Below are 15,298 nucleotides of genomic sequence, written 5' to 3'. Positions count from 1 at the left end.
AATATGCGGACCGGCGGGCGTGACGGGTCAGTTCGCGCACACGGCCGGTCGTGAGGAAGGGCAAGGTGGAGCGCTCAGCGCGTCGGCACGCTGAGCCGTGGTGCGTAGCTTCGGTGGTGCGGGTGGTGCCGTCATGCAGGTGGTGCCGTCATGCCAGTCATGCAGGTCGTGCCGTCATACAGGTCGTGCCGTCATACAGGTTGATCCGTCATGCAGGTTGATCCGGATGGTGCGTTGGCGTTCGCCGGCTCACCCTGGTCAGCGGGCGTCCGGCCGGGCCGGCGTCAGCCCGCGTTCTGCTCGTTCTGCTGCGACTCCGCGAGGATCTTGTCGAGCGCCTCGTCGAGGTTCTCCTCGAAGTCCCCGAGGTTGCGCTCCTGGCCGAGCGGAACGATCCGGTCGGTGCGGTCGAGGAATGCCACGAGTGGCGCCGCGCTCGCGCGGAAGAGAGCCCGGTCTGCACCCACTTGCAGCCGGATGTGGACATCGGACAGTTCCTCCGGATCGGTCGGGGCGATGTGGACATCGCCGTCACCGCACGGCTTGTTGATGCCGTCCAGAAGGAGCTCCCGGCCGAACGCCCAGGTCACGGGCGCATCTCCGGGAAGGTGGAAGGTCAGGCGGACTGCGTAGGGGTCACGAGCGTCGTACCGGAGTTCCACCGGAATCCGGAACGAGAGCTCCTCGGAAACGAGGAAACTCATCATGACCTCTGCCTGTACCGACTCGCGCATTGCCTACCCCGCTGTAGTGGAAGTGGCCAGGAATGATCCCCCAAGGCCCTCTTGACAAGAGTGGTGGAAGCGCTAGCAGATCACAAGGAGTGAGTTTTCAGATACTGATAGAGAACGAGAGGGTGCTCAACAGCGCGCCTACTTCACTCCGTAGCCGATCGACCGCATACAGCAATCGACTTTCCTGGTGCAGAGGGAGAGAAATCGCCATCGTCGCGGCGGTGTCGCCGGCCGTGATGGGGATGGCCGCGCACACCGTGCCGAGGGCGTATTCCTGCCGCTCCGTCACCGGCTGCATCCGCTCCATGGAGCCGATCCGCTGCTCCAGAGTCCGTAGATCCCGCACGGTGTGGGCGGTGATGGCCTCGACCGGGTGACGGTCGTAGTAGTCCTTGCGCGTCTTCTCGTCGAGCTGGCCGAGCAGGCACTGCCCGATGGCGTGCGCGTGGCCGGTCTCGCGGAAATCGGCCCACTCCTCGCAGGCCGGGCTGGCCGGGGTGTCCGAGACACCCACGACCTCGATTTCACCCTCGCGGTAGACGGCGAAGTAGACGGGGGCCCCGACGGCATCGCGGAAGTGCGCGAGGGAGTCGAGGATCATGCTGCGACGTTTCTGCTGAAGCCCGCCACCGGCCAGTCGGCCCGCGGCGTCCCCCAGGACGAAGACCCCGCTCTCCCGGCGCAGATAGCCCTCGTGCGTCAGGGTGCGCAGCAGGTGGTACGCGGTGGGAAGCGGGAGCCCGGCCTCGCGCGCCAGTTGTTTCGCCGGGGCTCCCTCACTATGGGAACCCACCGCTTCGAGCAGCCTCAGCGCCCGCTGCACCGAACCGATCAGAGTCGGCACACCGGCGTTGTGAACCGAAGACAAAGCTCACCCCCAGGCGTGGCGGCGGGCCTTGGGGGGGCCCGCCCTGCGGGGGCCGCCCCCGCGTGTGCCGTGACTCCTGGGGGTCGTGCTCGGTGTCTGTATCAGAGAACCGCAGGTCAGAGCGGTGGTACCGGCGTTCGGTGCCCAGGAAACGGCACAGATTGCCACTCTATCCGCCGATTCCCGGGCTGTGAGCGGTTTAGCGCTTCACGTTCCCTCAGCTGGGTTAATCCCGGTGTGCCCAGGTTGCGCCAGTTCTACCACTCTCCGGCGGAGGACTTCGACGCGGTGCCCCTGAACTTCCTGACGACGAAGATCAGGCCGCCGACGAGGGCCGCGAGGAGCAGCGCCTTGAAGAGGAAGCCGATCAGCGCACCGATGACGCTGGTGATCGCACCACCGAAGACGAACAGCACCAGCAGCGGGACCGCGACCCACTTGACCCACCAGGGCATGCCCTCGAATATCCCTCGGATGCCTTCCATGTCCTCGACCTCTTCTTCCTCGTCCGTCTGTCCGTGACTTCCTGCTCTCGATGCTAGGAGGCCGCGGCTCCCGGCGGGGGCCCGCGAGCCCCCGTAGTCCCCTGATCCGACCCCTAGGGGGACGGGGCTCCGGACCCTCAGAACCGGGGTCCGTTCACCCTTCCGGCGGAGAGAAGACGACCATGACCTTCAGGTTCTCGGTGATGTGGTGGAACTTGTGCGGCACCCCTGCCGGCACGTAGACCACGCTCCCGTTGGCCACCGTCGAGGTCTCCTCCCCGACGGTGATCGAGGCCCGGCCGCTCACCACGAAGTACACCTCGTCCTGGCCGTGCGGCTGTTGGGGATCGGTCTGCCCGGCGTCCAGCGCGTACAGCCCCACCGACATGTTCCGCTCGCGCAGGAACTGCAGGTAGGCGCCCTGGTTCGCGGCCCGCTCGGCCTCGAGCTCGTCCAGCCGGAAGGCCTTCATCGTCTTTGTACCCCTTGTGCTCTTGCGTCCGGCGAGCATCCGCAGATCAGCTGATGTTCCACCGCGACCATCTCTGCAACGATCAGACACATGACGAATTTCGTAGTCAAGACCCTCGCCAACGCGGCAGCCCTGGGCGTCGCCATCTGGCTCGTCGCGGGCATCACGCTGAACGACGGCAGCAGCATGGGCCACCGCGTGCTCTCCCTGATCCTGGTCGCGCTGATCTTCGGCCTGGTCAACCTCATCGTCAAGCCCGTGGTGAAGCTGCTCTCGCTGCCGCTGTTCGTCCTCACCCTCGGTCTCTTCACCATCGTGGTGAACGCGGCGATGCTGCTGCTGACCTCGTGGCTGGCGAAGCAGTTCGACCTCAGCTTCCACGTCGACGACTTCTTCTGGTCGGCGATCGTCGGGGCCCTGATCATCTCCATCGTCTCCTGGGCCCTGAACATGGTCCTGCCCGACAAGAACTGAAGCCGGGCGCCCATGTACCGCGTGTGCTTCGTCTGCACCGGCAACATCTGCCGCTCGCCCATGGCCGAGTCGGTCTTCCGTTCCCACGTGGCCGACGCCGGGCTCTCGGGCCTGGTCGAGGTCGACAGCGCCGGCACCGGCGGCTGGCACGAGGGGGACGGGGCCGACCCGCGCACCATGGCGGTCCTGGAGGCCGCCGGGTACGAGCCCGGCCACCGGGCCCGCCGGTTCCGGGCCTCCTGGTTCGCCGGACTCGACCTCGTCATCGCCCTCGACTCCGGTCACCTGCGGGACCTGAGGGCGCTCGCCCCCACCCCCGAGGACGCGGCCAAGGTGCGGCTGCTGCGGTCCTACGACCCGGCAGCCTCCGCCGATCGGACCGACGTACCGGATCCCTACTACGGCCCCCTCGACGGATTCGAGGAGTGCCTGCAGCTGGTCGAGGCGGCGAGCCCCGGCCTGCTGGCCGCCGTCAGCGAAGCCGTGAAGGAGCACACCCCATGAGCGCCCCCGAACCCGTGCCGCCGAAGGCGCAGCGGCTCGGCGACGGCACCGTCGCCGTCCGTGCCGGTCTGCCGGAGCCCGTCAAGAACGAGCCCCCGCTGCCCGGTCCCGTCTTCGCCGCCCACTTCCACCTTCCCGGCGACGTCGAGGGCCCGTACACCTACGGCCGGGACACCAACCCCACCTGGACCCTGCTGGAGCGGGCCATCGGTGAGCTGGAGGCCCCCGGCCTGGACGGGGCCGACACGGTCGTCTTCGCCTCCGGCATGGCCGCGGTCTCCGCCGTCCTGCTCTCCCAGGCACGCGCCGGCGAGACCGTCGTCCTGCCCGACGACGGCTACCAGGTCCTGCCCCTCGTGCGGGAACAGCTGGAGGCGTACGGAGTCCACGTACGCACCGCGCCCACCGGCGAAGACGCCCAGCTCACGATGCTCGACGGGGCCCGCCTGCTGTGGCTGGAAACCCCGTCCAACCCGGGGCTCGACGTCTGCGACGTACGCCGCCTCGTGGACGCGGCGCACGCCGGCGGAACCCTCGTCGCCGTCGACAACACGCTCGCGACCCCGCTCGGCCAGCGCCCCCTCGAACTGGGCGCCGACTTCTCGGTGGCCAGCGGCACCAAGGGGCTGACCGGCCACGGCGACCTGCTGCTCGGCTACGTCGTCTGCCGCAACGCCGAACTCGCCGCGGGAATCCGCCGCTGGCGCAAGGTGGTCGGCGCGATCCCCGGTCCCATGGAAGCCTGGCTCGCCCACCGGTCCCTGTCCACCATCCAGTTGCGCGCCCAGCGCCAGTGGGCCAACGCGCTCGCCGTCGCCGAGGCCCTCGCCGACCGCGGTGACGTCACCGGGCTGCGCTACCCGGGCCTGCCCTCGGACCCGTCCCACAAGACGGCCGCGCGTCAGATGCGCGGCTTCGGCTCCGTGGTCTCCTTCACCCTGGCCGACCGCGCGCACGCGGAACGCTTCATGGCCGCGCTGCGGCTCGTCGAGGACGCCACCAGTTTCGGCGGCGTGCGGTCCACCGCGGAGCGGCGCCGGCGGTGGGGCGGCGACGCCGTTCCGGACGGCTTCATCCGCTTCTCCGCGGGGGCCGAGGACACCGAGGACCTGGTCACGGACGTGCTGCGGGCACTCGACCTGGCTGCCGCGAAGAGCTGACCGGCCGTCCGGAGACGGTCCGAGCACGCCGTCCGGCGGCTCGGACCGCCCGGGTCCCCGCCCGGCGGGTTTCACCGGGACGCGTTTCAGAAGCGGAAGTCTGGGCCACTCTTCTCCCATGACCGAACGTCCAGTGGTCAAACGCACCGCCCGCGCGATCCTGCTCGACGGTGGCGACCTGATCCTCATCAAGCGGACCAAGCCCGGCGTCGACCCGTACTGGCTCACCCCCGGCGGGGGCGTGGAGTCCTCGGACCTGACCGTCGTCGACGCCCTCCACCGAGAGCTCCACGAGGAACTCGGCGCGAAAATCACCGATGTCGTGCCCTGCTTCGTCGACACCATCGAGCACATCGCCGACGGGGGAGTGACCGGCGTCAAGGTGCAGCACTTCTTCGTCTGCCACCTCGAATCCATGGACCCCAGCCAGCGGCACGGCCCCGAGATCGACGAGCCGGAGGGCGAGTACGAGATCGTCCGCGTGCCCTTCAGCCGCGTCGGCATCGCCGCGGTGCACCTCGTCCCGCTGTCCCTGCGCCACTACCTCGACGGCAACATCGAGGGCGTGCGCGCGATGCACGCCCCCGACCTGGGCTGACCCACCGCACGCGGGCGCCGCCGCCGGAATCAGCCGGCGACGCCCGCCAGCTCCTCCACCTCGTCGTGCCGGATCCGCTCACCGGGGATCCCGATCCTCTTCAGCGCGTCCACCCCGCTGCGGATCATCGCGGCCGGTCCCGAGACGAACGCGTCGTACGAGCTCCAGGGCCCGTGGGTGCCGACGGCCTGCGGCAGTTGTCCGGCGAGCCCCTCGTCGCAGACCACCGGGCGCACCGACAGCCAGGGGTGCGAGCGCTGCAGCCCCAGCAGCGTGTCCTTGTCGTACAGGTCGTCGTCGCTGCGGGCCCCGAAGAACACCTCCACCGGGCGCCGCTCTCCGTGTTCGGCCACGTCCTCGATCAGTGCCTTGATCGGGGCGATGCCCGTGCCGCCGCCCAGGCACAGCATTCCGTTGTCGGTGCTGTGGTCGACGACCATCGATCCCGCCGGGGGGCCGAGCCGCAGCACGTCGCCGGGCCGGGCGTGCCGCACGAGCGCGTTGGAGACCCAGCCCGCCGGTACGGCCTTGACGTGGAAGGACAGCAGTCCGTCCCCACGCGGCGCCGAGGCGAAGGAGTAGTGCCGCCAGATCCGCGGCCACCACGGGGTCTCCAGAGTCGTGTACTGGCCCGCGAGGAAGGGGTAGGGCTGGTCGGGGCGGACGGTGATCACCGCGATGTCGGAGGTGCGCAGATCGTGGGAGACCACCTCCGCGTGCCACCAGGGCGGCGCCTTGGGCTCGTCCTCGGCCGCCGCGTCGATCATGATCTGGGAGATCGCGGTGTACGCCCGCACCCAGGCGGCCTCGGTCTCCGGCCCCCAGGTGTCCTGCGCGTACTTGGCCAGCGCCCCGATCAGAGCCTCGCCCACCGGCGGATAGTGCTCGGGCCGGGTGCCGTACTTGCGGTGCCCCGTGCCCAGCCGGCGCAGGTAGGCGGTGAGCACCTCGGGGTTGTCCATGTGCTCGGCGGCCGTCAGCAGCGCCTTCAGCAGCCTGTCGCGCTGCACGTCCATCGCGGCGGGGAACAGCCCCCGGAGATCGGGGTATCCCGTGAACACGACGGCGTAGAAGTAGGAGGTCACCCTGTCGGCGACGGGTGCGATCTCCGCGAGGGTCCGGCGGATGAGAACGGCATCGGGGGAGGGCTCGGGCGCACCGTCCCCGGACGGTATCCGGGACGGCCCCGGTCTTGCCGATCTGGTGGGCGGAGCGTCCATGCGGTGCCTCGCTTCGAGCATCTCGGTAGGTCTGCACGCGCCACGGCCTTCGAATCCGTGGTTCCGGGTTTCACAGCGTGCCAGTCCGCCCCAGAGCCTGCGGGGAAATGCGGGAAATCCGCGTTTCGAACCCACTTTCCCCTTAAGATGCCTCAACTCCCGTGCGTGCCACCCCTGTCAGCTGGTATGCCTCGCGCAGGTCCCGGCCCTCGTAGACGTGCGTCGCCTGCTCCAGCAGGTAGGGCCGGGCGTTCACCGCGACCGAGAGCGGGACCACCTTGAAGAGCTCCACGTCGGTACTGGAGTCGCCGTACGCGACACAGTCGGCCCGCGTGACACCGAACTGCGCACACAGCCGGTCGGCGACCGTGACCTTCGCCGCCGGCGTCAGGATCCCGGCCACGTCCACCAGCCGGGTGAAGGGCACTTCCGGGAAGACCGAGCCGTGCGCGGCGTGCGCGCCCCACTCCAGCAGGAGCTCCACGAAGAACGACGGCGACAGCGAGATCACCGCGCAGTAGTCCCCGAGCTCCCGGATCTCCTGCCAGACCTCCCGGATCCCCGCCAGCCACGGAGCCCCGTCGAAGGCCGCCCGGACGTGTGCCGGAGTCAGTTCCGCCCAGAGCTCCTGCACCGCCAGGGCGAACTGGTGCGGCTGAAGCTCCCGCGCGACGAAGGCCCGCTCCAGCAGGGCGATCTCGTTGGACAGCCCGAGCTGCCGGGAGATCTCGACCGGGGAGGCCGAGCCGTACATCAGCGTCCCGTCAAGGTCGAACAGGTGGAGGCGTGTCATAACCATCGAGGTTAATGCCTTGGTTTCACGTGAAACAGTGAGTTGCCTCCGCCGCCATGTTTCACGTGAAACATCCACCCAAATCCTCTGGACCACGCCCGGTCCGATGAACCACTCTGAGCCCGTGACACCACCCCATCTCACCGCCCTCCCCATCCGCGCACTGACCGTGGACGACCTCCGCCACTGCGCCGATCTCTCCGAAGACCGCGGCTGGCCCCGCGAGGACCACAAGTGGGGGCTGCTGCTCGCCGCCGGGCACGGCTACGGCATCGACGCCCCGGACGGCGCGGGTCTCGCCACGGCCTGCGTGGTCACCCGCTACGGACCTCCGCTGGCCGATCCCGAACTCGCCGCCATCGGCATGGTCCTGGTCGCCGAGCGCTACGCCCGCCAGGGTCTGGGCCGGCGTCTGATGACGTACATCTGCGACGACGTGCTCAAAGGCGTTCCGCTCACCCTGCACGCCACCCCGTACGGGCGCCCCCTCTACGAGGAACTCGGCTTCGAGACCACCGGCCGCGCCGAGATGCTCCGGGGCTCCTTCAGCCCGGATGCCACCGGTCCCGCGCAGGACACCGTCCGCGTCCGGCCCGCCGGCGGCGAGGACATCCCACGGATCCTGCTGCTGGACACCGAGGTCTTCGGCGCCGACCGGACCCATGTGGTCACCCGGCTGCCCGCCTTCACGGACCGGCTGCTCGTCGCCGAGGACGCCTCCGGCGAGCTGATCGGCTACGGAGCCATCTGGCCGAACATGGAGACCCATGTCATCGGACCGCTGGTGGCCCGCGACACCGGCGCGGCCCGCGCCCTGGTCACCGCCCTCGCGGCGGCCACCGACCGGCCCCTGCGCACCGATGTCGACGTCCGCCACGAGGAGCTGCTCGGCTGGCTCCAGGAGCGCGGTCTCGGCTCCGTGGCCTTCAACACCGTCATGACCCGGGACATCCCCGGTCTGCCCGGTGACTGGACCCGCCGGTGGGCCCCGCTCACCGTGGCGGCCGGCTGAGCCAGGAGGATCCGCCCATGACCGACACCAGCTCCGACCTGCTCATCCGTCCGGCCACCGAGGAGGACCTGCCCGCGATCGTCGCCATGCTCGCGGACGACCCCCTCGGCGCCACCCGGGAGTCCCCCGACGACCTCACCCCGTACGCAGCGGCCCTCAAGCGGCTGACGGAGGACCCGCACCAGCACGTGGTCGTCGCCGTCCGCGCCGGTCGGGTCGTCGGCACCCTCCAGCTGACGATCGTCCCCGGCCTCTCCCGCAAGGGGACCACCCGTTCGATCATCGAGGGTGTACGCGTCCACGCCGAAGAGCGCGGCAGCGGACTGGGAACCCGGTTCATCGAATGGGCGATCGAGAAGTCCCGTACGGAGAACTGCGCGCTCGTCCAGCTCACCTCGGACGTGACCCGCACCGACGCCCACCGCTTCTACGAGCGGCTCGGCTTCACCGCTTCCCACGTCGGGTTCAAGCTCCAGCTCTGAGCCCCCGCGTGGGCCGGGTCGCCGTCGGCGGCCCGGCCTACGATCGGGAGGATGAGCAGCCTTCCCCTCGTCACCACCGCGGAGCGCCGCCGCCGACTCGGCCGCCGGCACCGCCTGGCCCCGTCGGCGCACGCCGCCACCGTGTCCGGGGCCGCGGACTCCGTCGTCGCCCTGCACGCCACCGATGCCGCGACCGTCTTCCTCTCCGCCCGAGCCCGGCTGAGCGAAGGCGCGCCCGCCACGATCGAACGGGCCCTGTACGAGGACGTGAGCCTCGTACGGCTGCTCAGCATGCGCAACACCCTCTTCGCGGTCTCCACCGAGCTCGCCCCGTACGTCGACGCCTCCACCGCCCGCGGGATCGCCGCGAAGGAGCGCCGCACCTTCCTCAAGCACCTCGACGAGGACGGTCAGGGCCTCGATGCCGGCTGGCTGGCCCAGGTGGAGAGTGCCGTGCTCGACGCGCTCGACGCCCACGGCCCCGCCACCGGCAGCCAGCTCTCCACGGCCGTACCCGCCCTGCGCCTGAAGTTCGTCTACGGCCGCGGCAAGAAGTACGAGACCGAGACCGGTGTCGCCACCCGTGTCATCCGCCTGCTGGCCGCCGACGGCCGGATCCGCCGGGACCGGCCCCGGGGCTCGTGGACCTCCAGCCAGTACCGATGGGTCCACACCGAGCCCTGGCCCGCCGTGCCCGCGGCCGAGGCCCGCGCCGAGATCGCCCGCCGCTGGCTCCACGCCTACGGCCCGGCCACCGAGGCCGACCTGAAGTGGTGGACGGGCTGGACCCTCACCGAGGTCCGCAAGGCCCTCGCGGCCGTCGGCCCCGACGAGGTCCGGGTCGGGGACGGCGCCACCGCGCTCGTCTGCCCCGGGGACACCGGGCCCGAGCCCGACCAGGAGCCATGGGCCGCCCTGCTGCCGTCCCTCGACCCGAGCGCGATGGGCTGGGCGGACCGGGGGTTCCAGCTCGACCTCGCCCACCGCCCGATGCTCTTCGACCACTCCGGCAACATCGGCCCCACCGTGTGGTGGAACGGCGAGATCGTCGGCGGCTGGGCGCAGCGCGCCGACGGGGAGATCGTCCACCGGCTGCTGGGCGACCCGGGCGGCGAAGCCGAGAGAGCGGTCGCCGCCGAGGCTGTCCGGCTCGCCGGCTGGCTGGGAGAAGCCCGCGTCACCCCGCGCTTCCGCACCCCGCTGGAGCGCCAACTCGTAGCGGGGTGAGGCGGTCCGTCAGCCGATGCCCCGCCAGCCCTGCGGGTCGACCCCGCCGGGTACCGGCGCCTGCGGGTCGTAGGGCTCGCGGGTGAACACGAACGAGCCGAGGTCGAGGTGGCTCACCGATCCGTCCGGCCGCCGTACGACCCGCAGCGACTCACCCGCGTAGTAGCCGCCCAGCCCGGTCCAGCTGCCGTCCGGCTCCGGCCGGAAGCGCGCCGACCGGCCGTTCCCGCCCACCGGGCCGAGATCCAGGAACCCGTCGTAGGTCAGCCGCACGGCTTGGGCCGACGTACCCCAGTACCAGGGGCCGCACAGCTCCAGCGCGACCGGATCGGCCTCCCGCAGCGGCCGCCACGGCTCGGGGATCCGCGGTTCGGCGTCCGCGACGATGCCCAGGAGGTCCGCCGCCAGTGTCGAAGCGGGCAGCCCCGAGGTGCAGTTGGCCAGCACCACCGCGGCCACGTCGTCCGCTTCGCTCAGCCACAGCCCGGCGACGAAGCCGGGCAGCGAGCCGCTGTGGCCGGCGAGCCGGCGCCCGCCGCTCGGCGTCAGCTGCATCCCGAGCCCGTAGCCGAGGTCGGCGAAGCCGGGCTCCGGGGGAGTGGCCGACGTCCGCATCTCCCGTACGGACTCGGCGCTCAGCACGCGCGCGTCGCCCCGTACGAGGAAGGCGGCGAACTTCGCCAGATCACCGGTGGTGGACCACAGCTGGCCGGCCGGGGCCATCAGCCCGAGGTCTTCCGTGGGCTCCGGCATCATCACGTCCGCCCAGGGGTGCACCGCCCAGCCGCCCGCGTGCGGGGCCACCGGCTGCGCCGTCGTGCGCTCCAGCCCCAGCGGCTCCAGCACCTCGGCCCGGAGCGCTTCCTCCCACGGCCTTGCACGGACGGCCTCCACGAGCGAACCGAGCAGGGTGTAGCCGGGGTTGGAGTAGTGGTGGCGCCGGCCGGGCTCGAAGCGGAAGGGGCGCTCGCCCAGGACGTCCGCGAGCTCCGGCCGCAGCGTGCCCGCCGTGCGCTCCCACCACTCGCCGGGCGTCTCCGCCGCCAGTCCGGAGGTGTGGGCCAGCAGTTGGCCCACCGTCACCTCGCCGACCCCCGTTCCCGGGAGGAACTTCTCGATCGGATCGCCCAGTTCGAGCAGGCCCTCGTCCCGCAGCCGCATCACCAGCACGGCGGTGAACGTCTTGGTGATCGACCCGATCCGGTACTGCACGTTTCCGTCGGGACCGTGTCCCTCGACCATGGTCCGGGACCCTTCCCAGACCACCTCTCCGCCCCGCACCACGGCGGCCACCAGGGAGGGAGCACGGCCTTCGCGCTGAGCGACCGCGATCCGGTGGCTCAGCGCACGCCGGGTCGCGGGCAGCAGGACAAGATCTTCAGATACGGCATCCATGGGGCGGATGCTACGTGTTGGCCATGTCCACGAACCGCGAATAGTGGCCCTGGAAGGCCACGGTGATGGTGGCCGTCGGGCCGTTACGGTGCTTCGCCACGATCAGGTCCGCCTCGCCCGCTCGGGGGGACTCCTTCTCGTACGCGTCCTCGCGGTGCAGCAGGATCACCATGTCGGCGTCCTGCTCGATCGAGCCGGACTCACGCAGGTCGGAGACCATCGGCTTCTTGTCGGTGCGCTGCTCGGGACCACGGTTCAGCTGCGACAGCGCGATCACCGGGACCTCCAGCTCCTTCGCCAGGAGCTTGAGGTTTCGGGACATGTCCGAGACCTCCTGCTGGCGGCTCTCGGGCCGGCGCGAGCCGCCCGACTGCATCAGCTGGAGGTAGTCGATGACGACGAGCGACAGGTCGCTGCGCTGCTTGAGGCGGCGGCACTTGGCCCGGATCTCCATCATCGACAGGTTCGGGGAGTCGTCGATGTAGAGCGGGGCGGCGGAGACGTCCGGCATCCGGCGGGCCAGCCGGGTCCAGTCGTCGTCCGTCATCGTGCCGGAGCGCATGTGGTGCAGGGCCACCCGGGCCTCCGCCGAGAGCAGGCGCATCGCGATCTCGTTGCGCCCCATTTCGAGGGAGAAGATGACGCTGGGCAGGTTGGCCTTGATGGAACAGGCACGGGCGAAGTCCAGCGCGAGGGTGGACTTTCCCATGGCCGGGCGGGCCGCGATGACGATCATCTGGCCCGGGTGCAGGCCGTTGGTCAGCGAGTCGAGGTCCGTGAAGCCGGTCGGGACTCCCGACATCTGGCCGCTGCGCGAACCGATCGCCTCGATCTCGTCGAGGGCGCCTTCCATGATGTCGCCGAGCGGCAGGTAGTCCTCGGAGGTCCGCTGCTCGGTGACGGCGTAGATCTCGGCCTGGGCGCTGTTGACGATCTCGTCGACGTCCCCGTCGGCGGCGTAGCCCATCTGCGTGATCTTCGTACCGGCGGCGACCAGCCGCCGGAGGACCGCCCGCTCGTGGACGATCTCCGCGTAGTACTCGGCGTTGGCCGCCGTGGGGACCGACTGGACCAGGGTGTGCAGGTAGGGGGCTCCGCCGACCTTGCTGATCTCACCGCGCCGGGTCAGCTCGGCGCTGACGGTGATCGGGTCGGCCGGCTCTCCCTTGGCGTACAGGTCGAGGATGGCCTGGTAGATCGTCTCGTGCGACGGACGGTAGAAGTCGTGCCCCTTCAGCACCTCGACCACGTCGGCAATGGCGTCCTTGGACAGCAGCATGCCGCCCAGGACGGACTGCTCGGCGTCGAGGTCCTGGGGCGGGACGCGCTCGAAGCCGCCGCCCCCGCCGTCCCAGGAGCCGCCCTCGCGGCCCCGGTCGCTCTGTTCGTCCCCGCGGCCACGGCCTTCGCCGCCCCGGCGCGGACGGGCGGGCAGACGGTCACCAGGACCGCTGTCGGCCCAGGGGTCGTCCATGGGCTCGGACATGCTCACCGGGCCGCCTCCTCCCGTCCGCAACGCGGACCTTGCCGTGTCACTCTTTCTACGACACGGCTCTGACATTTGGGGCACCCGAATCGGCTCTCGGCGAGTCGGACCAACGCACCACGGTAGAGCCGGGAGCGACGTCAGCCAATCTTGTTATCCACAGGCTGTGTGGATGAGGTGTGGATGACGGCGCCAATGCTGTGGGTAACTCCCCGGAAGCTGTGCACGGACCGGGGGACGGCGCTGTGGACAAAATCACCTGGCCTACCCACTTACCCGATCTGACCTGGCCTTTCTCCCTCCACGGGCTGTGGGGGAGAAAATTCTTCGCCACTGTCTCAAGATCGCCTCCAATGAGGTGGGACGAACGCTCGAATCGGCGTATCGGTAAGGACTCCAAAGACCTTGCGTCTATTACCTGTGGAAGATTAGATTGAGCACATGAGACTGGCCCCCACCGCACCGAAGGCTGCCCCGAGACGACACGACCGCGAGATCCTCGCACTCGCCGTCCCCGCCTTCGGCGCCCTCGTCGCCGAACCCCTCTTCGTGATGGCCGACAGCGCCATCGTGGGCCACCTCGGCACACCCCAGCTCGCCGGTCTCGGCATCGCCGCCGCACTCCTCACCACGGCCGTGAGCATCTTCGTCTTCCTCGCCTACGCCACCACCGCGGCCGTCGCCCGCCGCGTCGGCGCGGGCGACCTCCAGGCCGCCATCCGGCAGGGCATGGACGGCATCTGGCTCGCCCTGCTCCTCGGCGCGGTCGTCGTCGCCGTCGTACTGCCCACGGCGCCCACCCTGATCTCCTTCTTCGGGGCCTCCGACACCGTCGCCCCGTACGCGGTCACCTACCTGCGGATCTCGGCCCTCGGCATCCCCGCGATGCTCATGGTGCTCGCCGCCACCGGCGTCATCCGCGGCCTCCAGGACACCCGGACCCCGCTCTACGTCGCGATCGGCGGCTTCGCCCTCAACGGAGCCCTGAACGTCGCCCTCGTCTACGGGGCCGGCCTCGGCATCGCCGGCTCCGCCTGGGGCACGGTGATCGCCCAGTGCGCCATGGCCGCCGCCTACCTCGTGGTGGTCGTCCGGGGCGCCCGCAGGCACGGCGCCTCCCTGAAGCCCGACGCCGAGGGCATCCGGGCCTGCGCGCAGGCCGGCGCGCCCCTCCTGGTCCGCACCCTGTCCCTGCGGGCCGTCCTGCTGATCGCGACCGCGGTGGCCGCACGGCTCGGGGACGCCGATATCGCCGCCCACCAGATCCTGCTCTCCCTGTGGAGCCTGCTCGCCTTCGCGCTCGACGCGATCGCGATCGCCGGGCAGGCCATCATCGGCCGCTACCTCGGCTCGGGCGACACCGACGGGGCCAAGGCCGTCTGCCGCCGCATGGTGCAGTGGGGGATCGGCTCAGGCATCGTCCTGGGCCTCCTGGTGATCGCGGCCCGTCCGGTGTTCGTCCCGCTCTTCACGAGCGACCCGGCCGTGGAAGACGCCCTCCTGCCGGCCCTGCTCGTGGTGGCCCTCTCGCAGCCCGTCTCCGGCATCGTCTTCGTCCTCGACGGCGTCCTGATGGGCGCGGGCGACGGCCGCTACCTGGCCTGGGCCATGCTGCTGACCCTCGCCGTCTTCACCCCGGCCGCCCTGCTCGTACCGGCCCTGGGAGGCGGGCTGACGGCCCTCTGGTGCGCCATGACCCTGATGATGCTGGTCCGGATGGTCACCCTCCAGCTGCGGGCCCGCTCGGGCCGCTGGCTGGTCGCCGGAGCCACCCGGTAGGACGCAGCAGCCCCCGGGCCGTACCCGGGGGCGTTGTTTCACGTGAAACAACGGCCGGGACAACGGCCGAGACAACGGCTGGAACGACAGCCGGAACAACGGCCGCACCAACGAAGAAGGGCCGCACCCCCACAGGGGGTGCGGCCCTTCATGCGCAGCCCTTAGGCGGCGACGACCTCGATGCCGACGGTCGCGGCCACGTCAGCGTGCAGACGCACGGAGACCTGGTACGAGCCGAGGGTCTTGATCGGGGAGCCCAGCTCCACGCGGCGCTTGTCGACCTTCGGGCCACCGGACGCCTCGATCGCCGTGGCGATGTCGGAGGGCGTGACGGAACCGAAGAGACGACCGGCGTCACCCGCGCGGGTGGCCAGACGGACCTTGACGTTCTCGAGCTTGGCCTTGAACTCGTTGGCCTGCTCGATCGTCGCGATCTCGTGGATCTTGCGGGCGCGGCGGATCTGCGCCACGTCCTTCTCGCCACCCTTGGTCCAGCGGATCGCGAAACCACGCGGGACCAGGTAGTTGCGGGCGTAGCCGTCCTTGACGTCGACGACGTCGCCGGCGGTGCCGAGGCCAGAGACCTCGTGGGTCAGGATGATCTTCATT

General features: G+C 70.5%; 17 protein-coding genes. 8 read left to right on the top strand and 9 right to left on the bottom strand.

The window, feature by feature from the left end; all coding sequences use genetic code 11:
• Positions 1 to 284: 284 nt before the first annotated feature.
• The 4 genes from ACFWNV_RS03815 to ACFWNV_RS03800 all read right to left on the bottom strand — a co-directional run bounded on the left by ACFWNV_RS03815 (position 285) and on the right by ACFWNV_RS03800 (position 2,559).
• Positions 285 to 734, bottom strand: coding sequence for an SsgA family sporulation/cell division regulator (locus tag ACFWNV_RS03815; RefSeq protein WP_243331178.1), 450 nt, complete (start codon positions 732 to 734; stop codon positions 285 to 287).
• Positions 735 to 831: 97 nt separating this feature from the next.
• Positions 832 to 1,569 carry an IclR family transcriptional regulator gene (locus ACFWNV_RS03810; RefSeq protein ID WP_383940114.1) on the bottom strand — a complete coding sequence of 246 codons (738 nt, stop codon included), beginning with the start codon at positions 1,567 to 1,569 and terminating at the stop codon, positions 832 to 834.
• A 290-nt stretch (positions 1,570 to 1,859) separates the two neighbouring features.
• On the bottom strand, positions 1,860 to 2,087 hold the full coding sequence (locus ACFWNV_RS03805; RefSeq protein WP_383939997.1) for a DUF5326 family protein: 228 nt from the start codon (positions 2,085 to 2,087) through the stop codon (positions 1,860 to 1,862).
• A gap of 154 nt (positions 2,088 to 2,241) precedes the next feature.
• A complete protein-coding gene (locus ACFWNV_RS03800; protein ID WP_383939994.1) occupies positions 2,242 to 2,559 on the bottom strand; it encodes a cupin domain-containing protein in 318 nt (105 codons plus the stop codon).
• A gap of 90 nt (positions 2,560 to 2,649) precedes the next feature.
• Here ACFWNV_RS03800 and ACFWNV_RS03795 point away from each other — a divergent pair, with 90 nt between their 5' ends.
• The 4 genes from ACFWNV_RS03795 (at position 2,650) to ACFWNV_RS03780 (ending at position 5,295) form a co-directional block, all read left to right on the top strand.
• Entirely contained in the window at positions 2,650 to 3,033 is a 384-nt protein-coding gene (locus tag ACFWNV_RS03795) for a phage holin family protein (RefSeq protein WP_383939991.1), read from the top strand.
• Between the two features lie 12 nt (positions 3,034 to 3,045).
• Complete coding sequence (locus ACFWNV_RS03790; protein WP_383939988.1) at positions 3,046 to 3,537, top strand: low molecular weight protein-tyrosine-phosphatase; 492 nt, start codon at positions 3,046 to 3,048, stop codon at positions 3,535 to 3,537.
• Positions 3,534 to 4,697 carry a cystathionine gamma-lyase gene (locus tag ACFWNV_RS03785; RefSeq protein WP_383939985.1) on the top strand — a complete coding sequence of 388 codons (1,164 nt, stop codon included), beginning with the start codon at positions 3,534 to 3,536 and terminating at the stop codon, positions 4,695 to 4,697. Before ACFWNV_RS03790 ends, ACFWNV_RS03785 begins: the two co-directional genes overlap by 4 nt.
• A gap of 118 nt (positions 4,698 to 4,815) precedes the next feature.
• Positions 4,816 to 5,295, top strand: coding sequence for an NUDIX domain-containing protein (locus ACFWNV_RS03780; RefSeq protein ID WP_383939982.1), 480 nt, complete (start codon positions 4,816 to 4,818; stop codon positions 5,293 to 5,295).
• A gap of 29 nt (positions 5,296 to 5,324) precedes the next feature.
• On the opposite strand, the gene ACFWNV_RS03775 is transcribed toward ACFWNV_RS03780, so the two are convergent.
• Entirely contained in the window at positions 5,325 to 6,536 is a 1,212-nt protein-coding gene (locus ACFWNV_RS03775; protein ID WP_383939979.1) for a globin domain-containing protein, read from the bottom strand.
• A 121-nt stretch (positions 6,537 to 6,657) separates the two neighbouring features.
• Entirely contained in the window at positions 6,658 to 7,308 is a 651-nt protein-coding gene (locus ACFWNV_RS03770) for an HAD family hydrolase (protein WP_383939976.1), read from the bottom strand.
• 124 nt (positions 7,309 to 7,432) lie between these two features.
• Here ACFWNV_RS03770 and ACFWNV_RS03765 point away from each other — a divergent pair, with 124 nt between their 5' ends.
• From ACFWNV_RS03765 to ACFWNV_RS03755, 3 genes are read left to right on the top strand one after another with little or no spacing between them, the layout of a single operon-like run.
• Positions 7,433 to 8,320 carry a GNAT family N-acetyltransferase gene (locus ACFWNV_RS03765; RefSeq protein WP_383939973.1) on the top strand — a complete coding sequence of 296 codons (888 nt, stop codon included), beginning with the start codon at positions 7,433 to 7,435 and terminating at the stop codon, positions 8,318 to 8,320.
• Positions 8,321 to 8,337: 17 nt separating this feature from the next.
• Complete coding sequence (locus tag ACFWNV_RS03760; protein ID WP_383939970.1) at positions 8,338 to 8,802, top strand: GNAT family N-acetyltransferase; 465 nt, start codon at positions 8,338 to 8,340, stop codon at positions 8,800 to 8,802.
• A gap of 51 nt (positions 8,803 to 8,853) precedes the next feature.
• Positions 8,854 to 10,029, top strand: a complete 1,176-nt coding sequence (locus tag ACFWNV_RS03755) for a winged helix DNA-binding domain-containing protein (RefSeq protein ID WP_383939967.1) — start codon at positions 8,854 to 8,856, stop codon at positions 10,027 to 10,029.
• Between the two features lie 9 nt (positions 10,030 to 10,038).
• Here ACFWNV_RS03755 and ACFWNV_RS03750 read toward each other — a convergent pair whose 3' ends face one another.
• Entirely contained in the window at positions 10,039 to 11,424 is a 1,386-nt protein-coding gene (locus tag ACFWNV_RS03750) for a serine hydrolase domain-containing protein (protein WP_383939964.1), read from the bottom strand.
• A 10-nt stretch (positions 11,425 to 11,434) separates the two neighbouring features.
• On the bottom strand, positions 11,435 to 12,898 hold the full coding sequence (dnaB, locus tag ACFWNV_RS03745; RefSeq protein WP_254382415.1) for a replicative DNA helicase: 1,464 nt from the start codon (positions 12,896 to 12,898) through the stop codon (positions 11,435 to 11,437).
• A gap of 453 nt (positions 12,899 to 13,351) precedes the next feature.
• Between dnaB and ACFWNV_RS03740 the strand changes: the two genes are divergently transcribed.
• Positions 13,352 to 14,689, top strand: coding sequence for an MATE family efflux transporter (locus ACFWNV_RS03740; protein ID WP_383939962.1), 1,338 nt, complete (start codon positions 13,352 to 13,354; stop codon positions 14,687 to 14,689).
• Between the two features lie 161 nt (positions 14,690 to 14,850).
• Here the strand turns inward: ACFWNV_RS03740 and rplI are convergent, their stop codons facing one another.
• A complete protein-coding gene (gene rplI / locus ACFWNV_RS03735) occupies positions 14,851 to 15,297 on the bottom strand; it encodes a 50S ribosomal protein L9 (RefSeq protein ID WP_243331152.1) in 447 nt (148 codons plus the stop codon).
• Position 15,298: the final 1 nt, after the last annotated feature.

Origin of the sequence: Streptomyces sp. NPDC058401, assembly GCF_042722885.1 — a bacterium.
Classification (GTDB): domain Bacteria; phylum Actinomycetota; class Actinomycetes; order Streptomycetales; family Streptomycetaceae; genus Streptomyces.
The sequence above is the reverse complement of the archived record's forward strand: the minus strand, read 5'-3'. Positions and strand labels throughout refer to the sequence as shown.